Source organism: Methylobacterium sp. PvP105 (genome assembly GCF_017876975.1).
Classification (GTDB): domain Bacteria; phylum Pseudomonadota; class Alphaproteobacteria; order Rhizobiales; family Beijerinckiaceae; genus Methylobacterium; species Methylobacterium radiotolerans.
Genome location: NZ_JAGIPA010000001.1, coordinates 4,089,820 through 4,112,115, shown reverse-complemented (window position 1 = coordinate 4,112,115; position 22,296 = coordinate 4,089,820). Strand labels below are relative to the sequence as shown.

Genomic DNA, 22,296 nt, shown 5'->3' with positions numbered 1-22,296 from the left:
GCGGGTCAAATCGGCGCGACGCGCCCGACCGGCCCGGTCAGTTGTGCGCCTGGATGAAGTTGCGCACCTGCGGGTAGATCTGCGTCTCCCAGCGCCGACCGGCGAAGACGCCGTAATGGCCGACGCCGGCCTGGAGGTGGTGGGTGCGCATGTACGGGGCGAGGTCCGAGCACAGGTCGTGGGCCGCCATGGTCTGCCCGACCGCGCAGATGTCGTCCCGCTCGCCCTCGACCGTCATCAGCGCCGTGCGGCGGATCGCGCGCAGGTCGATCGGCTCGCCCCGGTACGACACCGCGTTCCGGGCCAGGGCGTGGTCCTGGAACACGGTCTTGACCGTCTCTAGGTAGAAATCGGCCGCGAGGTCGAGCACGGCGAAGTACTCGTCGTAGAAGGTCTCGATCGCCTCGGCCTTGTCGTGCTCGCCGTTGGCCATGTGCCAGAACAGGTCGGCGTGGCCCTGGATGTGGCGCTTGGCGTTCATCGCCATGAAGGCCGAGACCTGGACGAATCCCGGATAGACCTTGCGGCCGGCGCCCTTGTGGCGCGACGGCACCGTCGCGATCAGGTTCTTCTCGAACCACTCGATCGGCTTGGAGGTCGCGAGCTCGTTCACGCCCGTCGGGTTGATCCGGCAATCCACCGGACCGGCCATCAGGGTCATGCTGCGCGGTGCGGCCGGATCCTTCGCCTGCGCCATCGCGGCGGCGGCCACGAGGGCCTGCACGGCGGGCTGGCACACCGCCACCATGTGGGCGCCTTCGCCCATCGTCCGCAGGAAGCGGATGAGGTGGCTCACGTAGTCGTCGAAGCCGAACGTCCCCTCGGCGAGCGGCACGTCGCGGGCGTTGTGCCAGTCGGTGATGTAGACGTCGTGGTCCGGCAGCATCGTGCGCACGGTGGCGCGGAGCAGCGTGGCGAAGTGGCCCGACATCGGCGCCACCATCAGCACCTTGGGCTGCTCGGTGTGGATGTCCTTCTTGAAGTGGAGCAGCGTGGCGAAGGGCGTGACCTCGACCGCCTCCTCGGAGACCGGGACGCTCCGGTTCCCGACGGTCACCGAGTCGATGCCGTAGGGCGGCCGCGCGAAGGTCAGGCCGGCGCGCATCATCATGCGGGCGCCGGCGGACATCCAGGTCGCCGGCTCGCCCCACCCGACCCAGGGCGACCAGATGTCGTTCAGCAGCCGGCCCCACGCCCGGGTCTGGGCGGCGATGTCGGTCTGCAGGTCGAACGCGTCGTACAGCATCGGGCAGGCACTCGCTTGAGCCCTGCCCGGCACGCGGGCTATCGGGGCGGCGACGTTGGCGGATGCCGGAGTGGGGGTTGCATCAGCGTGGCCGTGCAGGATGGGTCCCGTTCCCGGGGGCGGCAACTGTCCGTTGGGCGGATGCGAACAAGAATCGTCGCGACGTGACTTTGATGCACCAGACGCCGCGCCGGTCACGCTGGTGCGCGCCGAATCGCCCGGCGCAGCCCTGGCCTCACGAGGCGCGGCGGATCGCGGGACGCGGCTCGGCCTCGCTCCGGCGATGCTCGCAGGCGACCTTGAGGTAGCGGTCGCTGCCCCCCGGCAACCCGGCCTGGGCGGCCATCGTCTGGGCGTGCATCAGGCATTCCATCGGCGTGTGCGCCGGCGCGATGATGACGTCGAGGGCGGTGTCCCGGGAGCAGTCCTGGGCCAGCAGCGTGCCGGCACAGACGAGGGCAACAGAGAGCAATTCCGACATGACGGACCTCAGCTTCGAGTGATCGAAAGGTCCGCGGGGTGCTCCGGCGTGCGAGCCACCGCGTTGTCGTTGCCTGGGGGCTTCCTCCGGTTGCTGGAGACTTCGAAGCACGTCACGTGCCAGCGCGGCGCGGGGCCTCGGAGGCCGGGGACGTGGCGATCGGGCCGGGCTCAGTCGCGGGCGGGAAGCCAGTGCGTCTCCGGCTCGTCCGCCGGCAGGAGCGCCGCGACCGCGTCGAGATCGACCACGTACTGGTCTGTGAGCCGTTGCCACATCTCGATCGGCGAGGCGACCTGCGGCCGGAGCCCGTCGAGGGCGCGGGCGAGCAGGGCGGCGTTGACGAGCTTCGGGCGCTGCACGAGCGGATCAGCGTTCAGCATCGATGACGATCCCATTCGGATGCCGCCATCCTCGGTCGATCGTGGTTAACGCCGGGTTACGGCCGCGGTCGTGACCTTGGGCTGTTCTTGCGAGCACCGCCGGGCGGATCTCTAATCTGGATCCGCTGCCGGGTTGGACGTCCCGATGCGCCGCCGAACCTGACCGGTGCTGCCGGCGCGCGTGCCGGGCGGTCAGGGATCGCGCGCTCGAGGCGGCGCGCGCCCGCGCCAACGGCCCGGCCCGCTCGAGTTCACAAGCCGGACCCCTTCCCTTATCAGGCTGGCGCATCGAGCCTGTCCCGGCCGACGAAGTGCCGCCGCGCAGGGCGCGCACGGCTCCGGTCGCGCGGCTCCGGTCGATTGTGCGAACGGGACATCATGGACGCCAAACCTGAAGCGATCGGCGCGACGCCGGAGCCGACAGCGCGACTCGTGCTCGCCTCCGCTTCGCCGCGCCGTCTCGCGCTCCTCCAGCAGATCGGGATCGAGCCGGCGGCGCTCCTGCCGGCCGAGATCGACGAGACGCCGCGCAAGGCCGAGCCGCCGCGCGAACTGGCGCGCCGCCTCGCGCGGACGAAGCTCGCCACCGCCGAGGCGGCGCTTCACCTGGAGGACACCGCGACACCCACCTGGCTCCTGTCGGCCGACACGGTGGTGGCGGTCGGGCGGCGCGTCCTGCCGAAGGCCGAGGTTCCCGACGAGGCCGCGGATTGCCTGCGCCTGCTCTCGGGGCGGCAGCACCGGGTCTACACGGCGGTCTGCGTCCTCTCGCCCCGCGGGCGCCGCGAGCGGATCGTCGAGAGCCGCGTCCGGTTCAAGCGCCTCTCGGGCCGCGACATCCAGGGCTACGTGGCCTCGGGCGAGTGGCGCGGCAAAGCCGGCGGCTACGCGATCCAGGGGCTGGCCGGAGCCTTCGTGGTGAAGCTGGTCGGCTCGTACAGCGGCGTGGTCGGCCTGCCGCTCTACGAGACCCTCAGTCTGCTCGACGGCGAGGGCTATCCCGTCCGGGCCGGGTGGGGCGCCCTGGCATGAGCCGCGAACGCCGGCCGCCGCCCTGTCCGATCTGCCGACAGCCGTCCGTGCCGGATTTCCGGCCGTTCTGCTCCCAGCGCTGCGCCGACGTCGATCTCGGGCGCTGGCTCAACGAGCGCTACGCGATACCCGAGGAGCGCGATCCGGACGCGCCGCCGCCCTCGCCGGATCCGGAGGACTGAATTTTTCGGCCTTCCGGTCACGTCGGCGTCACGCGAGGCTGGACAGGCCGCCAAGCACTCACTATACCCCGCGACGTCCGAGGCCGACACCGGCGCGGACGACGCCCAGGTAGCTCAGTTGGTAGAGCATGCGACTGAAAATCGCAGTGTCGGCGGTTCGACTCCGTCCCTGGGCACCATCAGCTCGCTGAGCGCCCGATCCTCGGATCGATAGAGCCCGCGACCGAGAACACGCCTCCTTCTCGACGATGAGCGGTCTCAGCGCGCGCGTGCCCGTCAGCGCGTCTCCGCATCGCGCAGGTGCAGGTAGGTCGGGTCGAACTCCGCCGCCTCCTGCAGCCCGGCCCAGTCGTTGACGGTGAGGCGGCGACCCCGCAGCGCGATGAGGCCGGCGGCTCGCAGATCGCGTACCGTGCGGTTGACGTGGACCGACGTGATGCCGAGGGCATCCGCGAGTTCCGGCTGCGTCATCGGCAGGTCGCAGGTCAGGTCGGGCGCCAGCCCGACCGCGCCGAGCCGCGTCACCAGCTCGCAGAACAGGTGGGCCATCCGGGCATAGGCTTCGCGGCGCCCGGTGTTGAGCATCCACTCCCGGACCATGGCGGCGTCGATCAGCGTCGCGCGCCAGAACACCTCGTTGAGCCGCGGGTGCGCCCGCAGCATGGCCCGGACCGCGTCGTGCTGGACGAAGCCGAGGCGGCAGGCGCTCACCGTGGCGATGTTGATGTCGAGCACCTCCAGGAACAGGCTCTGGAAATCCGGCACGTCCCCGGGGACATGGTAGCTCATCACCTGCCGCTTGCCCGCACGGGTCGACTTGTAGGTGCAGGCGATCCCGCTGAGCAGCGCGAAGCTCCGGGACGGGCGGTCGCCCTCCCGGATGATGTCCTGATTGGGCTCGAACTGGGCGACCTGCATGGGGATCGTGGCGAGCGCGGCGCGCTCCGCGTCGGTCAGCCGGAACAGGGCCACCGTCTCGATCCGGCGCAGGAACGGGTCTCTGCCCGACGGTTGGGGTGTCTCGTACATCGCGCCTCGGCCGTCCGGGAGACGCGTTCGGCGCCGTGCGGCCGGTCATCCACCGTCGTTGGTCCCCGCGTAAGTGTAGGGTTCCGGGCGGGCCCGACCAGGGCGAGGGCGGGCGCCGCGCGCCCTCGCGGGGGCCAGGACTGGAATTTCCCGGCCCGTCCGCGCACAGAGGTCCGACGGCGCGGTCGCCGTTCAGCCTGACGGAAAGCCCGATGAACACGGCAGATCTCGCCCCGCACGCGCATCAGGTCCTGCGCGACGCGACCCTGCCCGAGTTGCCTCGGCACTACCGCGGCAAGGTTCGGGACAATTACGACCTCCCTGACGGCCGGCGCATCCTCATCACCTCGGACCGGATCAGCGCCTTCGACCGGGCGCTCGCGGCGATCCCGTTCAAGGGCCAGGTCCTGACCCAGACCGCCCGCTACTGGTTCGAGCAGACCGCCGACCTCTGCCCGAACCACGTCATCGCCTATCCCGACCCGAACGTGGTGGTCGGCCGGCGCCTCGAGATCCTACCCGTGGAGGTGGTGGTGCGCGGCTACCTCGCGGGCACCACATCGACGTCGATCCTGACGCGCTACCGCGCCGGCGAGCGGGACATGTACGGCCACCGCTTCCCCGACGGGATGCGGCCGAACCAGCGGCTGCCGGAGGCGATCATCACGCCGACCACCAAGGCGTTCGACGGCGGCCATGACGAGCCGCTCACCGAGGCGGAGATCCTCGAGCGCGGATTGCTGACGCGCGCGCAGTGGCGGACCGTGTCCGAGGCGGCCCTGGCGCTGTTCGCGCGCGGGACGGCCCTGGCGGCGGAGCGCGGCCTGATCCTGGCCGACACGAAGTACGAGTTCGGAACGGATCCGGAAGGCCGGATCGTCCTCGCCGACGAGATCCACACGCCGGACAGCAGCCGGTACTGGTTCGCCCAGAGCTATCCCGAGCGCTTCGCCGCGGGTTCGGCCCCGGAGAGTTTCGACAAGGACTTCGTGCGCAACTGGGTCGTCGCCCGCTGCGACCCCTACAAGGACCCGATCCCGGAGATTCCGGCCGAGGTCGTCCTGGAGACCGCCGCGGTCTACATCCGCGCCTACGAGACGATCACCGGCGCGCGCTTCGTCCTGCCGGACCCGGCGGAGGATCCCCTGGAGCGGATCCGGCGCAACATCGCCGCCTATCTCGCGGCCTAGCTGCGATACGCGGAGAGGGGTGCGGCGCCCGGCGCCGCACCCGGTCGAGCGTGTCAGGCCGCGACGGCGATCGGGGCCGGCGACGGCGCGTCCATGGCGCGCAGGTAGACGTCGAGGAGCGTCTCCTGCTCGTCGCGCTCGTCCTTGTCCTGCTTGCGGATCTTCAGGATCTCCTTGAGCACCTTCACGTCGAGACCCTCGCCCTTGGCCTCGGCGAAGACCTCCTTCTTGGCCTCCATCAGGTCCTTGATCTCCTCCTCCAGCCGTTCCACGCGCTCGATGATCGAGCGGATGCGGTCGCCCGCGACGCCCACGGTGTCGGTCATGTCGGTCATGCAGTCCCTCGTCGGATGACGGCGGCACCCTCGCCGCGACACGGTAAGCGGCGGGTTAAGGCTGGGCCGGAGCCCGGACCCGGCCCTGGATCCAGCCGACGATCGCGTCCGCCACCGCGTCACTGTTCGATTCCAGCATCATCATGTGGCCGTTGCCGCGGATGCCGTGCTCGGCGAGCGCCAGCCGGTCCGGTCGCGCCCCGGCCTGGGTCAGGAAGGCCGCCGTGCAATCGTCCATGGTGGCCCGGAACGAGGCCTCGGCGGTGACGATCACCGCCGGGACCCGGGCGAGGTTCGGCAACCGGCGCGCGGGCTCGGCCTGGAGCCAGCAGCGGATCTTGTCGGGCGCGGCGGCGCTCTCGGCCTGGACGACCGTCAGGTCGGCCGGACCGCTCACCGGCGGCTCGAAGTGCAGCGGCACCCGGGTGATGCCGTAGGGCCGCGCCCGGGCCTCGCCGACGCGCTCGTACCACTCCGCACCGCCCTTGAAGCGGATGTCGTAGAAGGTCGGTCCGTTGGGCTCCACGGCCACGTGCGCCTTCACGAGGTCGGGCCGCTGATCCGAGACCGCCCAGCCGAAGACGCCCGCCTGCGAGTGCGTCAGCAGGATCGCGGGGCCGATCGTCTCGAGCAGCGCGACCAGCGCCGGATCGACCAGTTCCTCGCTCTTCAGCGCGCTGGCGATGTAGGGCACCTGGGAGAGGTAGAACTGGTCGAAGGCGGCGTTGCCGCGGACTCCCGCGCCGCCCGGCCACTGCGTGTGAAGCTTCGCCTGCGGGTAGAGCGCGAAGCGCTCCTGGCCGGTGAACACCGTCTCCAGATCCTCGGCGGGCAGGCGGGCGTAGGGACCGTAGGTGTCCGGGTCGCCGCCCGAGCGGCCGCGGCCGACCTGGTCGACGACGTAGACCGCGAAGCCCTTCGCGGCGAAGCGGTCGGCCCAGCCCGGGCGCCCGTCCGGGGTGCCGAGGAAGTTGGTCCCGGTCTGCGCGGTGCCGTGCACCAGGACGATCGGGTAGGGCTGCGTCACCCGCTCCGGGGCGCGGTACTCCACGAACATCTGCCCGGACGCCGTCGTCTTGCCGCCCGCCGTGGCGTAGCGGCCGCCGACGAAGAGGTAGCCCGCGGGCCGCGTCGGCCTGAACGGCGCGTCGGCGGTTCCCGGCTCGGCGGCCCCGGAGCGCGCTGCGGTCGCGAGACAGAGCAGGGCCAGCGCCCCGACGGCGGCATTCCTGAACATGGCGTCCTCCCGCGGGCGTCTGGCGCGCCCGGCGGGAGCCATATCAGCGTGAAAGGCCGGCCCGGTCCAGCCGGGCGGCCCTCGTTCAGGCGTGGGCGAGACGGGGCTTCTTGCCCAGCGCCTCCTCGACGGTGCCGGCGCCGTCGAGATAGCCGTGGACCTTGGGGTTCGGCATGATCAGCGAGGCCACGAAGGCGACCGCCATCAGGACAGTCACGTACCAGAAGAACGTGCTCTCCATGCCGTTGTCCTTGAACCACAGGGCGACGAACTCGGCGGTGCCGCCGAAGGTGGCGTTGGCGACCGCGTAGGACAGGCCGACGCCGAGGGCGCGGACGTTGGTGGGGAACAGCTCCGCTTTCACGATGCCGCTGATGCCCGTGTAGAACGACACCACCGCGAGGCCGAGGGAGATCAGCGCGAAGGCGAGGTAGGGGTCCTTGTTGGTCCCGAGAGCCGTCATCAGCGGCACCACCATGAGCGTGCCGAGGCCGCTGTAGAGCAGCATGTTGGCCTTCCGGCCGATCCTGTCGGAGAGCGCGCCGAAGAGCGGCTGGATGATCATGTAGACGAACAGCACCGCCGTCATCGTCTGCGACGCCGAGGTCTTCGGCATGCCGGCGGTGTTGACGAGGTACTTCTGCATGTACGTCGTGAAGGTGTAGAAGCTCAGGGAGCCGCCGGCCGTGTAGGCGACCACGACCAGGAACGCCCGCCAGTGCTTGGCCAGCGCGGAGAAGGTGCCGGCGGTCTCCTTGTCGCTGCTGTCCTTCGTCTCGGCCAGCGAGCGCCGCAGATAGAGCGCGACGACCGCCAGCGCGGCGCCGATGAAGAACGGGATGCGCCAGCCCCACGCGGTGAGTTCCTGACCGGTCATCACCGTCTGCAGCAGCACCAGGACCAGCGAGGCGAGGAGCTGGCCGCCGATCAGCGTGACGTACTGGAACGAGGCGAAGAAGCCGCGCCGGCCCTTGATCGCCACCTCGCTCATGTAGGTGGCCGAAGTGCCGTACTCGCCGCCGACCGACAGGCCCTGGAGCATGCGGGCGAGGAGCAGCAGCACGGGCGCCAGCGTGCCGACATGCTCGTAGGTCGGCAGGATGCCGATCAGCAGCGAGCCGAAGCACATCATCAGCACCGAGATGACCATCGAGGTCCGGCGGCCGACCCGGTCGGCGATGCGCCCGAACAGCCATCCGCCGATCGGTCGCATGAAGAAGCCCACCGCGAAGATGCCGGCGGTCTGCAGGAGCTGGCTGGTGGAATCGCCCTTCGGGAAGAAGGCCGGCGCGAAGTAGAGCGCGAAGAACGCGTAGCAGTAGAAGTCGTACCACTCGACGAGATTGCCCGAGGACGATCCGACGATCGCCCAGATCCGGCGCTTCCGGTCCGCAGCATCATCGAGGGCACTCGGTGCGATACCGATCGTATCGTCTCGAGAGGCGGACATGGCGTCTCCGTGGATCAATCTTGATGCCGGCCGAAACCGGTCTCTTCTTCGTGCGGCGCGACGTTACAGGTGACGCGCCTGATCGCAAGACCGTGATCCGACTTAGCCGAGGACAGCGCGGGCGCGTGTCACCGGCCGCGCGTCCACAGTGCCGCGGGACGGAACGGTTCGCCCCGAGGCCCCGTTGCGGCCCGGCGTGGGCGTCGATGGCGCTCCGACCACCCCAGGAGGAGAAGCCATGAAGCGGATTCTGAGAGACACGGTCGCGGCGGCCCTCGTCGTCGCCGGAGCGGCGACGGCGTTCGCGCAGGGCGGCCCGGGCGGCGGCGGAGCCGGACCCGGCGGCGGCGGCGCCGGCGGTCCCGGTGGCGCGGCCGGTGCGGGCGCCGGTCCGGCCGGTGGCGGTGCGGGCGGCGGTGCGGGCGGCGGCATGCGGGGTGGCGCCGGCGGGGCCGAGGGCGGGGCGATGCGCGGCCCCGGCGGGGCCGAGGGTGGCCCGCGCGGCGCCGAGCCGGGCGGCGCCGCCGGTCGCGGTACCGAGGGGCCGGGCCGTCCGGGCGGCGCGGCCGAGCGCAACGGACCGGCGGACCGGGGCGGGCCGGCCGCGAATCCCGGTGCCGGCGATCGCGGGGACCGGGGCGAGCGGGGTGGGCGCGAGCCCGGCGCCGGTCCCGAGCGCGGCAACCGCGACGCGGCCGGTCCCGCGCGCGGCGATCGCGGTCCGGCCGCGGAACGGGGTGGCCGCGCCGGCGCCCGCGACCGCGGCGCCGTCCGCGGCGCTGTCGGCCGCCTCGATACCCGTCAGCGGACCGAGTTCCGCAGCTCGATCACGCGCCTGGGCGTCTCGCCGCTCCGGGACGTGGCCTTCGGTCTGGCGGTGGGCACGGCGATCCCGCGCTCGATCACCCTCCACCGGCTGCCGCCGGCGATCATCGAGCTGGTGCCGGAATACGAAGGTTACGACTTCATCCTCGTGCGGGACGATATCGTGATCATCGATCCCGACACCTACGAGATCGTGGACGTGATCCCGGCCTGAGCGGGCGGTCACAGGAAGATCGGTGCGCCGGGCGGATCCTCTGCCCGGTGCCCTCTACCGCCCGCCGTCCAGGAGCTTCGACACCACGCGCGCCGTGTAGTCGACCATCGGCACGATCCGCGCGTAGTTGAGCCGGGTCGGACCGATCACGCCGACGACGCCGACGATCTTCTGCGAACCGTCGCGGAACGGCGCCGCGATCAGCGAGGAGCCCGACAGCGAGAACAGCTTGTTCTCCGAGCCGATGAAGATCCGCACGCCCTCGCCGCCCTCGGCGCGGGACAGGAGATCGATCACGTCCTTCTGGGTCTCCAGATCGTTGAACAGCAGGCGGATGCGCTCGAGGTCCTCGACCGCGCGCAGGTCGTCGAGCAGGTTGGCCTGCCCGCGCACGATCAGCTGGCGCGCCTCCGACGGGCCGACCGGCGTGGCGAGCCCGGCATCGACGAGGCGCTCGGTGATCGCGTCGAGCTCCCGCTTCATCGCCTTGCGACCGGCCTCGATCTCGGCGCGGAGCGTGCCGAGCGTGCGGCCCTGCAGGCGCGCGTTCAGGAAGTTCGTCGCCTCCTGGAGCGCGCCGGCCGGCAGGCCCGGCGGCAGGTCCACGAGGCGGTTCTCCACCGAGCCGTCGTCCGAGACGAGGATGACGAGGGCCCGGGCCGGATCGAGGCGCACGAACTCGATGTGCTTCAGGTTGACGTTCGCCTTCGTGGTCAGGACGACCCCGGCGCCCCGGGAGACCCCGGACAGCATGGTCGAGGCCTCGGCCAGGGCCGAGTCGAACGTGTGGCCCGAGGCGGCGGCGCGCATCTGCGCCTCGATCCGCGCCTGCTCGTCCTGGCTGACGTCGCCGAGCTCGAGCATCGCGTCGACGAAGAAGCGCAGGCCCAATTCCGTGGGCAGGCGGCCGGCGGACGTGTGCGGGGCGAAGATCAGGCCGGAATGCTCCAGATCCGCCATGACGTTGCGGATCGAGGCCGGCGACAGCGCCATCGGGAGGATGCGCGCCAGGTTCCGGGACCCGACCGGCTCGCCGGTGGTGAGATAGCTCTCGACGATCTGCCGGAAGATCTCCCGGGCACGCTCGTTGAGGGCGGCGAGCGCCTGCATGGACTGGCCGTTCGGGAAGTTGGGACTGGGGTGTGTCACGAGGTCATCCTGTGGTCCGATCATGTCCAACCGTCCCGCGCGGATCAATCCGCACGGCGATGCTTGCCCGTGGTTGCGCGGCGGCCTAAGAGCGCGGCCCTCGACACTCTCGACAGAAGGGGCCCGCGATGCGGCCTTCCAAGCGTGCCGCCGACGAGTTGCGGCCCGTGAGCCTGGAGCGCGCGGTCTCGCGCTACGCCGAGGGCTCGTGCCTCGTAAGTTTCGGCAACACCCGGGTGCTCTGCACCGCGTCCCTGGAAGAGCGCGCGCCGCCGTGGCTGCGCGGTTCCGGCAAGGGCTGGGTCACGGCCGAGTACGCCATGCTCCCGCGTGCGACGCACGAACGCACCCGCCGCGAGGTCGGTTCCGGGAAACCGTCGGGCCGGACCCAGGAGATCCAGCGGCTGATCGGCCGGTCGCTGCGCGCCGTCACCAACCTGCCGGCCATGGGCGAGCGCCAGATCACGATCGACTGCGACGTGATCCAGGCCGACGGCGGCACACGGACGGCCGCGATCACGGGCGCCTGGGTGGCGCTGCACGATTGCTTCGCCTGGATGCGGACGCGCTCGATCATCTCCGTCGATCCGCTGCGCGACCACGTCGCCGCCGTCTCGTGCGGCCTGTACAAGGGCACGCCGGTTCTCGACCTCGACTACGCCGAGGATTCGGCGGCCGAGACCGACGCCAACTTCGTGCTCACGGGCCGGGGCGGCATCGTCGAGGTGCAGGGCACCGCCGAGATGGAGCCCTTCACGCAGGAACAGCTCCTCGAACTCCTCGGACTCGCCCGCGCCGGCACGGAGCGGCTGGTCGCCCTGCAGAAGGAGGCCATCGCGTGAGCCGCCGTCTGACCGGGAAGGTGGTGATCGCCACGCACAATGCCGGCAAACTCACCGAGATGCGCGAGCTGCTCGCGCCGTTCGGGATCGAGGCGGTGTCGGCGGGCGAACTCGGCCTGCCCGAGCCCGACGAGACCGGCACCCTGTTCGCCGAGAACGCGGCCATCAAGGCGCAAGCTGCGGCCGAGGCCACCGGACTGCCGGCCTTCGCCGACGATTCCGGCCTGTGCGTCGACGCCCTCGACGGGGCGCCGGGCATCTTCTCGGCCCGCTGGGCCGGCCCGACCAAGGACTTCGCCGGCGCGATGGCGCGGATCTTCGCCGAACTCGACCGGCGCGGCGCGGCCGACCGCCGGGCGCACTTCGTGTCCGCCCTGGTGCTGGCCTGGCCGGACGGACACACCGAGCTGTTCGAGGGACGGGTGTTCGGCGACCTCGTCGCCGCGAAGGGCTCCGCGGGCTTCGGCTACGACCCGATCTTCCGGCCGGACGGCCACGACCGCACCTTCGGCGAGATGACCGCCGAGGAGAAGCACGGCGTCGACTGGCAGAAGGGGCGGGGCCTGTCCCACCGCGCCCGCGCCTTCGTCGAGCTGAGCCGCGCCTGCCTCGCGCCCGGCGCCTGATTTGCCAAACGGGGCGCGGGCGCTCACATCCCCGCCATCATGTCATCGACCGGCCCGGACCATCCGACCCGCGACGCGGGCTTCGGGATCTACCTGCACTGGCCCTTCTGCGCCGCGAAGTGCCCGTACTGCGACTTCAACAGCCACGTCCGCCGCGCGGGCGTGGACGAGCCCCGCTTCCTCGCCGCCTTCCGCGCCGAGATCGCCCACAATGCCGCCCGCACGCCGGGCCGCACCGTCACCAGCATCTTCCTCGGCGGCGGCACGCCCTCGCTGATGCAGCCCGCGACCGTGGCCGGCCTGCTCGACGCGGTCGCGGCCCACTGGGCGGTCGCGCCGGACGCGGAAGTGACCCTCGAGGCCAACCCGTCGAGTGTCGAGGCCGGCCGCTTCCACGGCTACCGCGCGGCCGGGGTCAACCGTGTGTCGCTCGGCATCCAGGCCCTCGACGATGCCTCGCTGCGGACCCTGGGGCGCCTGCACGACACGGCACAGGCCCTGGACGCGATCGCCCTGGCGCAGTCGGCCTTCGCGCGGACCTCCTTCGACCTGATCTACGCGCGGCCCGGCCAGACGCCGGCGCTGTGGCGGGCGGAGCTCGCCGAGGCGCTCGCGCGGGCCGCGGAGCACCTCTCGCTCTACCAGCTCACCATCGAGCCCGGGACACCGTTCCACGGGCTCGCCGCCGCCGGCAAGCTGGTGACGCCGGACGACGAGGTCGGCCGCGCCCTCTACGACGTCACCCAGGATCTCTGCGCGAGGGCCGGCCTTCCGGCCTACGAGATCTCGAACCACGCGCGGCCCGGCGCCGAATCGCGGCACAACCTGCTCTACTGGCGCTACGGCGAGTACGCCGGCATCGGTCCGGGCGCCCACGGGCGGCTCGTGACGCCCGGGGGCCGGCTCGGAACCGTGACGGAGCGATCGCCCGAGGCGTGGCTCGCCCGGGTCGAGGCCGAGGGCCACGGGATCGTCGAGACCGAGATCCTCACCGCAGCCGATCAGGCCGACGAGTTCCTGGTGATGGGCCTGCGCCTGCGCGAGGGGATCGATCCCGACACCTACGCGGCCCTCAAGGGACGGCCGCTGAACGGCAACCGGATCGGCATGCTGATCGGGGACGGCCTGCTGGAGCGGCTGCCCGGCGGCCGCATCGCCGCCACGGCGCGGGGCGCGCCGGTGCTGAACGCGCTGGTCGCCGAACTCGCCGCCTGATCAGATCGCGGGCTTCGCGAGGACCCGGGGCGCGGGGCTGACGGGCGTCGCGGCGTTGTTGCGGATCTCGTAGACCGCGAGGGACCGGTCGCTCTGACCGTCCGGCCGGAACCGGAACGTCCCGTCGACGCCGGCGAAGCCCAGGCTGTTGGTCAGGGTGGCCTCGGCGAAGCGCTGCGAGCCGTACCGCCGCGACAGGGCCGCCGCGAGGAGCACCGCGTCGTAGGCGAGGGAGGCCACCCGGGGCGGGACGGTGCCGAACCGCGCCTGGTAGCGCGCGCTGAAATTCGAGAAGCCGACGCGGTCCGGCGAGGCGAAGCGGCCGCCCTGCAGGGCGGGCAGCGCGAAGAGTGACGGCTCGTTCCAGAGGGCAGTGCCGAGGGGGCGCACCCGGGCCGGCGAGAAGCCCGCCTTCGTCAGCGCGGCCGCCACGGTCGGCATCGCGTCGGCGGTCTCCGGGATGAACAGCGCGTCGGCGGTGGCGCCGGGCCCGGCGATCACCCGCGCGAGCCGCTCCACCGCCGGGACGGGCGCGCCCGCCGGGTAGCGCTCCACGGCGGCGACCCGCGCGCCCTTCCGGGCGACGACCTCCCGGAACTCCGCCTCGACCGCGTTGCCGTAGGCCGTCTCCGGGATCAGCGCCGCGAAGGACCGCTTCCCGCCGGCGACCGCGTCCTCGATGACGCGGTCCACCTCCGGCTGCGGCAGGAAGCTCAGCAGGTAGACGCCCGGGTTCGCCACGGTCGCGTCCGTGGAGAAGCCGATCACCGGCTTGCCGGCGGTCCTGGCGACGGCGGCGGCGGCCTGGACGCTGCCGGCGAAGAGCGGGCCGAGGACGATCTCGGCGCCCTGGCGCAGCGCTTCCTGGGTCGCCTCCCGGGCGCCGTCCGGACTGCCCCGGTCGTCCTCGACGAGGAGCGTCAGGTCGGGCTGCTGGGCCTCGTCGTAGGCGAGCTGCGCCGCGTCGCGCATGGCGGCACCCACCGTCGAACCCTGGCCGGTCAGCGGCAGCACCAGGGCCACCTTCACCGAACCCGCGCCGATGCGCCCGCCGCCGCCAGCGGCCGGCATCGGCGCCGGCGTGGGCGCGGGGCCCGGCGCGCCCGGCACGGCGGCCGGCGGGGTCAGCTCGGCCTGCGGCCCGGTCGCGCGCCGGGCGAGGTCGCTGCCGATGCAGCCACCGAGCGACAGCAGGACGGCGCAGAGCGCGGCGGTCGGGGCGGTGACACGCACGAGACGGTCCCGCGCGCTTGTCGGGCGCGCCATGGCGCGTACTCCTTCGGGCAGGCTCCGCAGCCTGACCGGCACGATCCCAAATGTAAACGCGGCGGCCCGGACTTGCCCCCGGTCGCGCGGCCCCGCCGCGACGAGAGGCGGCGGGTGTGGCAAGATCGCCGGCGATGACCCGCAGATTCGACGACCCGGGGCCCGCCGCCTCGACCCGAGCTCCGTCACAGAAGCTCGCCCCCGACCGGCCGCGCAGCACGACCTTCACGGCCTTCGGGCTCGCGAGCGAGACAGAGCCCCTGTCCCCGGGCCTGCACATCGTGGCGACCCCGATCGGGAACCTGCGCGACATCACCATCCGGGCGCTGGCCACCCTGGCGGCGGCCGACGCGGTCCTGGCCGAGGACACCCGCGTCACCCGGAACCTGCTGGCGCATTACGGGATCACGACGCCGCTCCTGGCCTATCACGAGCATTCCAACGACGCGGTGCGCGAGCGGATGGTGGCGCGGCTGCGCGCCGGCGAGGCCCTGGCGCTGGTCTCGGATGCCGGGACCCCGCTCGTCTCGGATCCCGGCTACAAGCTGGTCCAGGCCGCCATCGAGGCCGGGATCGCCATCACGCCCGTCCCGGGGCCATCCGCGGTGATGACGGCGCTGGTCGCGGCGGGCCTGCCGACCGATCGCTTCTTCTTCGAGGGCTTCCTGCCGCAGAAGGCCGGAGCGCGGCGCAACCGCCTCGAGGCGCTGCTCCAGGTTCCCGGCACGCTGGTCCTGTTCGAGTCGCCGCATCGCCTGCCCGACATGCTGGCGGACGCCGCCGCGGTGCTCGGTTCGGAGCGGCCCGCCGCCGTGACCCGCGAGCTGACCAAGCTCTACGAAACCATCCGGCGCGATACGCTGGGCAGCCTGAGCGCGCGCTTCGCCCAGGAAGGACCGCCGAAGGGGGAGATCGTGGTGATCATCGGTGCGGCGACGGCGCCGGAGCGGACCGCGGACACGGACGCCGCCCTCGACGCCCTGATCCTGGCGGCCCTGGAGCGGCACTCGATCAAGGATGCCGCCAGCCTCGTGTCCGACGAGACCGGGCAGCCGCGGCGCCTCGTCTACGCGCGCGCGCTGGCGCTGGCGCGGGACCCGGGATGACCGGGGCTCTGCCGGACGGGGCCGGCCGGCGCCGCGCCGCCTATCGGCTCGGCCACCGGGCCGAGTGGTTGGCGCTCGCCGCGCTGATGCTGAAAGGCTACTGGCCGATCGGGCGGCGCGTCAGCGTCGCGGGCGGCGAGATCGATCTCGTCGTCCGGCGCTGGAACACCGTCGTCTTCGTGGAGGTGAAGGCGCGAGCGAAGCGCGACGATGCCCGGGAGGCGATCGACGGCGCCAAGCAGCGGCGATTCTCCCGCGCGGTCCGGGCCTGGATCGGTCGCAATGCCTGGTGCGCCGGAGCGACGTTCCGGGCCGACGCCGTGTTCGTCGGGCATCGGGCCTGGCCCGCCCATGTCGAGCGGGTCTTCACGATCGAGGGGCTCTGACGCGGGGACCTCAGCCTGCCTGCGCGAACGCCCCGCTCTCAGTCGCGGGCCGCGCGGATCGCCCCGATCAGGGTGCGCTTCAGGTCGGCCTGGCTGAACGGCTTCTGGACCACGGGCCTGTCGCGGAACGGCTCGCGGATGCCGGCGCCGCCGTAGCCGGTCGAGAAGACCAGCGGCAGATCGCGCTTGGCGATGGCCTCGGCCACCGGGTAGATCGGCTCGCCCGCCACGTTCACGTCGAGAATGGCGACCTCGAACGCCTCCTGCGACGCCATCTCGAGCGCCGAGGAGAGACGCGCGGCCGGCCCGACCACGGCACAGCCGAAATCGAGGAGCATGTCCTCCAGCAGCATCGAGATCGCGGCCTCGTCCTCGACGACGAGAACACGGACGCCGTTGAGGACGTCGTCGTTGGGGTCAGCAATCACGCCGGGCCGTCTTCCCTTCGAATGCCCCCGTCGCCGGGGATCTTGCCATGCGGTTGGTCAGGCCTTGCGCACCGCGTGAGCAGCGTCCGGAAGGGTGAACGCGGCCCGAGGGTCAGCCCGCGAGACAACCTGAGGCGTCGCCCGTAATGCGCAATGTGTCAAGCGTTCCTGGCCCGTTCCGACACCCAGACCGGGCGGTATGTTAACCGATGATACATTTTTGTGCTGACGGCGCCGCGAGGGCGGCTTGGGGCCGCGCCGCGCAGCACCTCAGTCGTCCTTGAAGCTGACCTTGGCACCTCGTGTCACATGCGCGGCGAGGTCGCGGGCATTCCAGTTCGTCAGGCGGATGCAGCCGTGAGACTCGGTCTTCCCGACCTTCTCGGGCTCAGGCGTCCCGTGGATCCCGTAGCTCGGAATCGCCAGATCGATCCAGACCAGGCCGACCGGATTGTTGGGCCCCGACTGGATGGTGAACTTGTGCTGCGCTTTCACGCCCTTGAAAGCGTATTTCGGGTTGTAGGTGTAGTTGGGGTCGAACGCGACGCCCTTCACCTTGGTCTCGCCGCTCGGTGCCGGCTTCTCGGAACTGCCGATCGACGCGGGATAGTAGGCCAGGAGCTTTCCGTCGGCGCCGAACGCGCGAACGTCGCGGCTCGTCTTGTCCACCTCGATGCGCTCGACCTTCGGCTCCTGCGGCAGATCCTTGGCCTTCGGTTTGTCCGTCCCCATCGGCTCGACCGCCGCCACCGCGATGGTGGTGCCGGCCTTGTCGAGGGGCTTGCCGGGATTAAGCGCGCTGACGAGGTCGCGGCTCATGTGGAACCGCTCGGCCAGCATCTCGCGGGGGTTGGTGTAGCCCAGCGTCTTGAGCTCGGCCTGCTCCTCCATCTTGGGCGGGATCCGCTCGACATAGGGGCCCGCGGCGTCGCTCTCGGTGAGCGTGTAGTCCGTGACCGCGGGCTTATCGCTGGTCGCCTGGAGCTTGTCCCAGATCTCGGGCGTCAGATCCTCGCTGGCGGGCAATCCCTGAGCCACCGCGAAGGCCGAGAGGGCGTGCCGGTAGTTGTCGCCTTTCCGACCGTCGATCGCGCCGGGATAGAAATGCGCGCGATCGAGCAGCACCTGGGCTTTGACGATCAGCGGATCGGCCTTCTCATCGGACGACTTGGCCCGACGCTTCTTCGCGTCCGGCTTCGCGCCCTCGGTCTTCCCGGCGCCCGTCTGTGACAGGGTCGCGGCGTTCACCGCCTCGGCGGTCAGCGCCGGCGGCTCGGCCGTCTCGGCCTTCTGGCCTTTCCCGGTCCGCGCCGTCGCGCCGTGCGCGGCCAGACAACTCGCCAGCAGTGCCGCGCTGACCGACAGCCAAGGTTTCGGGATCATCGTCGTCGTCATTCCGGGGAGCGGAGGCGCTCCCGAGCCGAGAAATGCCGGATCTGCGGGAACGTTCCACGCGGCTCTACTGGCACAAGCGGTGACCGGCGTTGCGCTCGCGCTCGTCGAGATGGAAATGATTGGCGTGGGCGGCGTTCGATCCCGGGCCGAGGACGGTGCGGAAGAAGCCGCACGCCTTGGCGCGCACCGCGCCGAGGAACTGTGCCTCTTCGGAACCGTCCGGCATCGCCTTCACGGGGATATTCGCGCGTCCCGCGAAGGCGAAGCCCATGATGTCGGCGGCGTTGGCGAAGGCGTGCTCGCTGAGCTTGGCGTCGACGTCGTGGTTCTGCCCGCGGCAGACATAGGAGCCGCCGAGCTCGAGCGCGGTCACCGGATGCTTCAGCGTCCGCTCGGCCTCAACCTGAACCTCGGTGACCCAGCGCGCCAGCGCCTCGGCGGTCCGGCAAGTCAGCGTGGCGCCCTGCGGCAGGGCCACGCCGTCGGCGAACTTCGTCACCTTGAGCGGCAGCGGCGCGGTGCACTGGCCTTCTGAGATCGGCGGCAGCGGCTCGAAGTCGACGCCGAGGCGCTTGAGGCGCGTCCGGCAGGCGCTGTCGTCCGGCGGCGTCACCTTGAGGGCCAGGGCGGCCGCGCCCGACAGCTCCGGCGGCCGCTCGGGCGGTGCCGGCGGCGGTGACGGGATCTCCGGCTTGGCGGCCTCTCTGGCGGCGTCCTTGCCGGCGTCCTTCCCGGCGTCCTTCCCGGTTTCCTGAGCGGCGTCCGAGGGCTTCTCGCGGCCGGTCTCCCTCGACGGCTCCCGGACCGGTTCCTTGCTCGGCTCAGCCACGGCCGGTTTCAGCTCCGGCGGCCGCGCGGGCGGCGTCGGCGGCGCCGGATCGGCGACGGGCGGCTTCAGCGCCTCGGGACGCTCCGGCGGCAGGGGCGGGGGCGTCGGCACGGTGGCCGCCGGCGCCTCGATGGCGCGGGCCGGCGATACCGGGAAGGCGAGCCCTGCGGCGAGGGCACCGCCCGCGAGAACCAGCGCGGGTCGGAGGGTCGATAGGCTGCGTCCCGGCATGGGGCCTCGAAGCGTGGGCATTGGCCTCTACAACGAGCGAGACGTCATTCGGATCGCCCGGACCCGGTTGACGGCCGCGCCGATCGGTCCACTGTCTTCCGGATCGCGCCGGCACACCCCATGTCGGCGCACCGGCGGCGCAGACGAACGCGCTGTCGCGTGGACGTAGATTTGAGGACTGCATGTCGGACGCAGCTGATGCCGGGCTCCCGAGCCTGCCGCAGGACAATCCCTTCCGCGAAGCGCAGTGGAGCACCCCGCACGGCCTGCCGCCGTTCGATCGGATCCGGCCGGAGCACTACGGACCCGCGTTCGAGGCCGCGCTCGCCGCGCACGATTCCGAGATCCGCGCCATCGCCGGCCAGACCGCGCCGGCCACCTTCGCCAACACCGTCGCGGCGATGGAGCGGGCCGGCCTCGCCCTCGAGCGCGTCGCCGGCGTGTTCTACAATCTGACCGGCAGCCACACCAACCCGGAGTTGCAGGCCATCGAGCGGGAGATCGGGCCCAAACTCGCCCGGCACGGGAGCGCCATCTACCTCAACCCCGAGCTCTGGGCCCGGATCTCGGCGATCGACGCCGGGGGGCTCGGTGCGGAGGAGCGGCGGGTCCTCGACCGGTACCGGATCCGCTTCCGCCGGTCGGGGGCGGATCTCGGGCCCGAGGACAAGGCCCGCATCGCCGAGATCGCGGCGCGCATGTCGGAGCTCGGGACGACGTTCAGTCAGAACCTCCTGGCCGACGAGAGCAGCTTCATCCTGCCGCTGCAGGGCGAGGAGGACCTGGCCGGCCTGCCGCCGTTCCTGCGGGCCGCGACCGAGAGCGCCGCGAGGGAGCGCGGCCTCGACGGGCACGTCGTCACCCTGTCCCGCTCGCTGATCGAGCCGTTCCTGGTCTGCTCGACGCGGCGCGACCTGCGCGAGCGCGCCTACGCGGCCTGGACCCGGCGCGGCGAGAACGGCGGCGCGACCGATAACCGCGCGATCATCGCGGAGATCATCCGGCTGCGCGCCGAGCGCGCGCGGCTCCTCGGCTTCGAGAGCTTCGCGCATTTCGCCCTCGACGACACGATGGCGGCGAGCCCAGACGCGGCGACCGGGCTGCTGCGGGACGTGTGGACGCCGGCCCGCGCGCGGGCGGCGGAGGAGCGTGATCGCCTCCAGGCCACGATCCAGGCAGAGGGCCACAACTTCGCCCTGCAGGCGCACGATTGGCGGCACTACGCCGAGAAGGTGCGGCGCGCCGAGCACGACCTCGACGAGAGCGAGATCAAGGCGTACCTGCCCCTCGAGCGGATGATCCAGGCGGCGTTCGACACGGCCGCCCGGCTGTTCGGCTTGACCTTCACGGAACTCTCCGACGTGCCGCGCTACCATCCCGATGTCCGGGTCTGGCGGGTCGGCAATCCCGACGGGTCCGAGGTCGGCCTGTTCCTGGGGGACTATTTCGCCCGCGCCTCGAAGCGGTCCGGCGCCTGGATGAGCGCCTTCCGCTCGCAGGAGCGCCTCAACGGGCCGATCACGCCGATCATCGTCAACGTCATGAACTTCGCCAAGGCGCCCGACGGCGAGGCGACGCTGCTGTCCTTCGATGACGCCCGCACCCTGTTCCACGAGTTCGGCCACGCCCTGCACGGGCTGCTCTCGGACGTGACCTACCCGCTCCTGTCCGGGACGGCGGTGTCGCGCGACTTCGTCGAGCTGCCCTCGCAGCTCTACGAGCACTGGCTCGAGCAACCGGAGGTCCTGCGCGCCCACGCGCGCCACCATCGCACGGGCGAGCCCATGCCCGACGCCCTGCTCAGGAAGCTGCTCGCCGCGCGGACCTTCAATCAGGGCTTCGCCACGGTGGAGTACACCGCCTCGGCGATCGTCGACATGACGCTGCACCTCTCGGCGGAGGGCGAGGGCGGTCTCGACGTGCCCGCCTTCGAGGCCGAGGCCCTGCGGCGGATCAGCATGCCGGCCGAGATCAGCATGCGGCACCGCACGCCGCACTTCGCCCACATCTTCTCGGGGGACGGCTACGCCGCCGGATACTACAGCTACCTCTGGTCGGAAGTGCTGGACGCGGACGCCTTCGACGCGTTCCGCGAGGCCGGCGACATCTTCGATCCGGCGACGGCGAAGCGGCTGCGGACCTTCGTGTACGGGGCCGGCAACCTGCGCGATCCGCGCGAGGCCTACACGGCCTTCCGCGGGCGGATGCCGAGCATCGAGCCGCTGCTGAAGAAGCGCGGGCTGGCGGCCTGAGCCGTCAGACCGCGGTAAGGGTTTCGTAAACAAACGTCCTTAACGAACGCTTGCAGCGCGAGGCCGCGTGCGGAGTTCGGGGCGATGACGAAGATCGAAGCCAAGCAGGCCGGGTCCCCGGGGGTCTCTCCGGCCGAACTGCTCAGGGCCGCGGTGACCGGCAAGACCGAGGCCGCGGCAGCCGCGAACGAGACCGCGGCCTCGCCCGCCGCCGCGAGATTCACGATGGCGTCGCTGTCGCGCCTCGATCCGAAACGGTTCGCGGTCCCGGGCGCGACCCTGGCGATCGGTGTCCTCCTGGGCGGGGGCGTGATGGCGCTCTCCCGCCCGGCCTCCGTCCGGCCCGACGCGCTCGCGGCCCTGGAGACGACGCTCGATGCCGGCCGCACCGAGACCGTGCGCCTCGCCGCCGATATCGCGCAGCTCCACACCGTGCTCGCCGACCTGCGCGCCTCGACCGACGGCGCGCGGAAGGAGGCGGCGAGCCGGAGCACCGCTCTCGGCGAGCGCCTGGCGCAGGTCGACAAGAGCCTGAACGGCAAGATCTCGGCCCTCGGCGAGCGGCTCGAGCAGGTCGAGCGCGACCATAACACCCGCCTCAGCGGCCTCGCCGCGCAGCTCGACCGCCGCGCCGCCGCGAAGGCGGAGCCGACCCAGACCGGGAGCATCGGGGAGCCCGCCCGCGCCGTCGAGGCGAAGCCCGAGGTCAAGGTCGCGGACGCCAAGGTGAGCGAGCCCAAGCCGAAGCCGGCCGCGTCCGACAAGCCGCCGGTGATCGAGGGCTGGGCCCTCCGCGACGTCTACGAGGGCACCGCGATCCTGGAGAACCGTCGGCGCCGCCTCGTCGAGGTCGCCCCCGGCGACGTCATCCCCGGCGTCGGCCGCGTCGAGGGCGTCGAGCGCCACGGACGGGAATGGGTGGTGGTGACCCGGCAGGGCCTCGTCACCGCGCAGGCCTGGTAGGCGTCGG

General features: G+C 71.8%; 23 protein-coding genes and 1 tRNA gene. 12 read left to right on the top strand and 12 right to left on the bottom strand.

The features are described 5' to 3' along the window. Positions 1-37: 37 nt before the first annotated feature. The 3 genes from J3A75_RS20260 to J3A75_RS20250 all read right to left on the bottom strand — a co-directional run bounded on the left by J3A75_RS20260 (position 38) and on the right by J3A75_RS20250 (position 2,107). Positions 38-1,246 (bottom strand): polyhydroxyalkanoate depolymerase, encoded by a 1,209-nt coding sequence (locus J3A75_RS20260; RefSeq protein WP_012319906.1) that lies wholly within the window; start codon positions 1,244-1,246, stop codon positions 38-40. 235 nt (positions 1,247-1,481) lie between these two features. Then, positions 1,482-1,727, bottom strand: a complete 246-nt coding sequence (locus tag J3A75_RS20255) for a hypothetical protein (RefSeq protein WP_012319905.1) — start codon at positions 1,725-1,727, stop codon at positions 1,482-1,484. Between the two features lie 170 nt (positions 1,728-1,897). Further along, positions 1,898-2,107, bottom strand: coding sequence for a hypothetical protein (locus tag J3A75_RS20250; RefSeq protein WP_024829618.1), 210 nt, complete (start codon positions 2,105-2,107; stop codon positions 1,898-1,900). Between the two features lie 378 nt (positions 2,108-2,485). Between J3A75_RS20250 and J3A75_RS20245 the strand changes: the two genes are divergently transcribed. From J3A75_RS20245 to J3A75_RS20235, 3 genes are all read left to right on the top strand, one after another. After that, positions 2,486-3,139, top strand: a complete 654-nt coding sequence (locus J3A75_RS20245) for a Maf-like protein (protein WP_012319903.1) — start codon at positions 2,486-2,488, stop codon at positions 3,137-3,139. Then, on the top strand, positions 3,136-3,321 hold the full coding sequence (locus J3A75_RS20240) for a DNA gyrase inhibitor YacG (protein ID WP_012319902.1): 186 nt from the start codon (positions 3,136-3,138) through the stop codon (positions 3,319-3,321). The genes J3A75_RS20245 and J3A75_RS20240 overlap by 4 nt, the downstream gene beginning before the upstream one ends. 103 nt (positions 3,322-3,424) lie before the next feature. Further along, a tRNA-Phe gene (locus J3A75_RS20235) sits at positions 3,425-3,500 on the top strand. 97 nt (positions 3,501-3,597) lie between these two features. On the opposite strand, the gene J3A75_RS20230 is transcribed toward J3A75_RS20235, so the two are convergent. Then, positions 3,598-4,350, bottom strand: a complete 753-nt coding sequence (locus J3A75_RS20230; protein WP_012319901.1) for a Crp/Fnr family transcriptional regulator — start codon at positions 4,348-4,350, stop codon at positions 3,598-3,600. A 212-nt stretch (positions 4,351-4,562) separates the two neighbouring features. Between J3A75_RS20230 and J3A75_RS20225 the strand changes: the two genes are divergently transcribed. Next, entirely contained in the window at positions 4,563-5,540 is a 978-nt protein-coding gene (locus J3A75_RS20225) for a phosphoribosylaminoimidazolesuccinocarboxamide synthase (RefSeq protein ID WP_209650707.1), read from the top strand. Between the two features lie 53 nt (positions 5,541-5,593). On the opposite strand, the gene J3A75_RS20220 is transcribed toward J3A75_RS20225, so the two are convergent. The 3 genes from J3A75_RS20220 to J3A75_RS20210 all read right to left on the bottom strand — a co-directional run bounded on the left by J3A75_RS20220 (position 5,594) and on the right by J3A75_RS20210 (position 8,562). Next, on the bottom strand, positions 5,594-5,875 hold the full coding sequence (locus tag J3A75_RS20220) for a DUF2312 domain-containing protein (RefSeq protein WP_012319899.1): 282 nt from the start codon (positions 5,873-5,875) through the stop codon (positions 5,594-5,596). A gap of 55 nt (positions 5,876-5,930) precedes the next feature. Then, positions 5,931-7,112 carry an alpha/beta hydrolase gene (locus J3A75_RS20215; RefSeq protein WP_063111826.1) on the bottom strand — a complete coding sequence of 394 codons (1,182 nt, stop codon included), beginning with the start codon at positions 7,110-7,112 and terminating at the stop codon, positions 5,931-5,933. Positions 7,113-7,197: 85 nt separating this feature from the next. Continuing rightward, on the bottom strand, positions 7,198-8,562 hold the full coding sequence (locus J3A75_RS20210) for an MFS family transporter (RefSeq protein WP_012319897.1): 1,365 nt from the start codon (positions 8,560-8,562) through the stop codon (positions 7,198-7,200). Between the two features lie 238 nt (positions 8,563-8,800). Between J3A75_RS20210 and J3A75_RS20205 the strand changes: the two genes are divergently transcribed. After that, positions 8,801-9,601, top strand: a complete 801-nt coding sequence (locus J3A75_RS20205) for a DUF1236 domain-containing protein (protein ID WP_012319896.1) — start codon at positions 8,801-8,803, stop codon at positions 9,599-9,601. 54 nt (positions 9,602-9,655) lie between these two features. On the opposite strand, the gene hrcA is transcribed toward J3A75_RS20205, so the two are convergent. Continuing rightward, positions 9,656-10,711: a heat-inducible transcriptional repressor HrcA gene (hrcA, locus tag J3A75_RS20200; RefSeq protein ID WP_085985315.1), complete on the bottom strand. Its 1,056-nt coding sequence runs from the start codon at positions 10,709-10,711 to the stop codon at positions 9,656-9,658. Between the two features lie 167 nt (positions 10,712-10,878). Between hrcA and rph the strand changes: the two genes are divergently transcribed. From rph to hemW, 3 genes are read left to right on the top strand one after another with little or no spacing between them, the layout of a single operon-like run. Further along, positions 10,879-11,592, top strand: a complete 714-nt coding sequence (gene rph, locus J3A75_RS20195) for a ribonuclease PH (protein ID WP_012319894.1) — start codon at positions 10,879-10,881, stop codon at positions 11,590-11,592. Beyond that, positions 11,589-12,218 carry an RdgB/HAM1 family non-canonical purine NTP pyrophosphatase gene (gene rdgB / locus J3A75_RS20190; RefSeq protein ID WP_012319893.1) on the top strand — a complete coding sequence of 210 codons (630 nt, stop codon included), beginning with the start codon at positions 11,589-11,591 and terminating at the stop codon, positions 12,216-12,218. The genes rph and rdgB overlap by 4 nt, the downstream gene beginning before the upstream one ends. Positions 12,219-12,257: 39 nt before the next feature. Next, positions 12,258-13,433, top strand: a complete 1,176-nt coding sequence (gene hemW, locus J3A75_RS20185; protein ID WP_012319892.1) for a radical SAM family heme chaperone HemW — start codon at positions 12,258-12,260, stop codon at positions 13,431-13,433. Here hemW and J3A75_RS20180 read toward each other — a convergent pair whose 3' ends face one another. Further along, positions 13,434-14,699, bottom strand: coding sequence for a penicillin-binding protein activator (locus J3A75_RS20180; protein WP_070999805.1), 1,266 nt, complete (start codon positions 14,697-14,699; stop codon positions 13,434-13,436). 134 nt (positions 14,700-14,833) lie between these two features. Between J3A75_RS20180 and rsmI the strand changes: the two genes are divergently transcribed. Beyond that, positions 14,834-15,805 carry a 16S rRNA (cytidine(1402)-2'-O)-methyltransferase gene (gene rsmI, locus J3A75_RS20175; RefSeq protein WP_012319890.1) on the top strand — a complete coding sequence of 324 codons (972 nt, stop codon included), beginning with the start codon at positions 14,834-14,836 and terminating at the stop codon, positions 15,803-15,805. Then, the gene (locus J3A75_RS20170; RefSeq protein ID WP_070999803.1) at positions 15,802-16,191 is read left to right on the top strand and encodes a YraN family protein; all 390 of its coding nucleotides are present in this window, start codon (positions 15,802-15,804) and stop codon (positions 16,189-16,191) included. Before rsmI ends, J3A75_RS20170 begins: the two co-directional genes overlap by 4 nt. Before the next feature lie 38 nt (positions 16,192-16,229). On the opposite strand, the gene J3A75_RS20165 is transcribed toward J3A75_RS20170, so the two are convergent. The 3 genes from J3A75_RS20165 to J3A75_RS20155 all read right to left on the bottom strand — a co-directional run bounded on the left by J3A75_RS20165 (position 16,230) and on the right by J3A75_RS20155 (position 19,074). Further along, the gene (locus J3A75_RS20165) at positions 16,230-16,619 is read right to left on the bottom strand and encodes a response regulator (RefSeq protein ID WP_012319888.1); all 390 of its coding nucleotides are present in this window, start codon (positions 16,617-16,619) and stop codon (positions 16,230-16,232) included. Between the two features lie 270 nt (positions 16,620-16,889). Continuing rightward, positions 16,890-18,002, bottom strand: coding sequence for a L,D-transpeptidase (locus J3A75_RS20160; RefSeq protein WP_071000694.1), 1,113 nt, complete (start codon positions 18,000-18,002; stop codon positions 16,890-16,892). 76 nt (positions 18,003-18,078) lie between these two features. Next, positions 18,079-19,074, bottom strand: coding sequence for an extensin family protein (locus tag J3A75_RS20155; RefSeq protein WP_070999801.1), 996 nt, complete (start codon positions 19,072-19,074; stop codon positions 18,079-18,081). 182 nt (positions 19,075-19,256) lie between these two features. Here J3A75_RS20155 and J3A75_RS20150 point away from each other — a divergent pair, with 182 nt between their 5' ends. Beyond that, a complete protein-coding gene (locus J3A75_RS20150) occupies positions 19,257-21,326 on the top strand; it encodes a M3 family metallopeptidase (protein ID WP_070999799.1) in 2,070 nt (689 codons plus the stop codon). An 84-nt stretch (positions 21,327-21,410) separates the two neighbouring features. After that, positions 21,411-22,289: a hypothetical protein gene (locus J3A75_RS20145; protein ID WP_070999796.1), complete on the top strand. Its 879-nt coding sequence runs from the start codon at positions 21,411-21,413 to the stop codon at positions 22,287-22,289. The last annotated feature ends 7 nt before the right edge of the window (positions 22,290-22,296 follow it).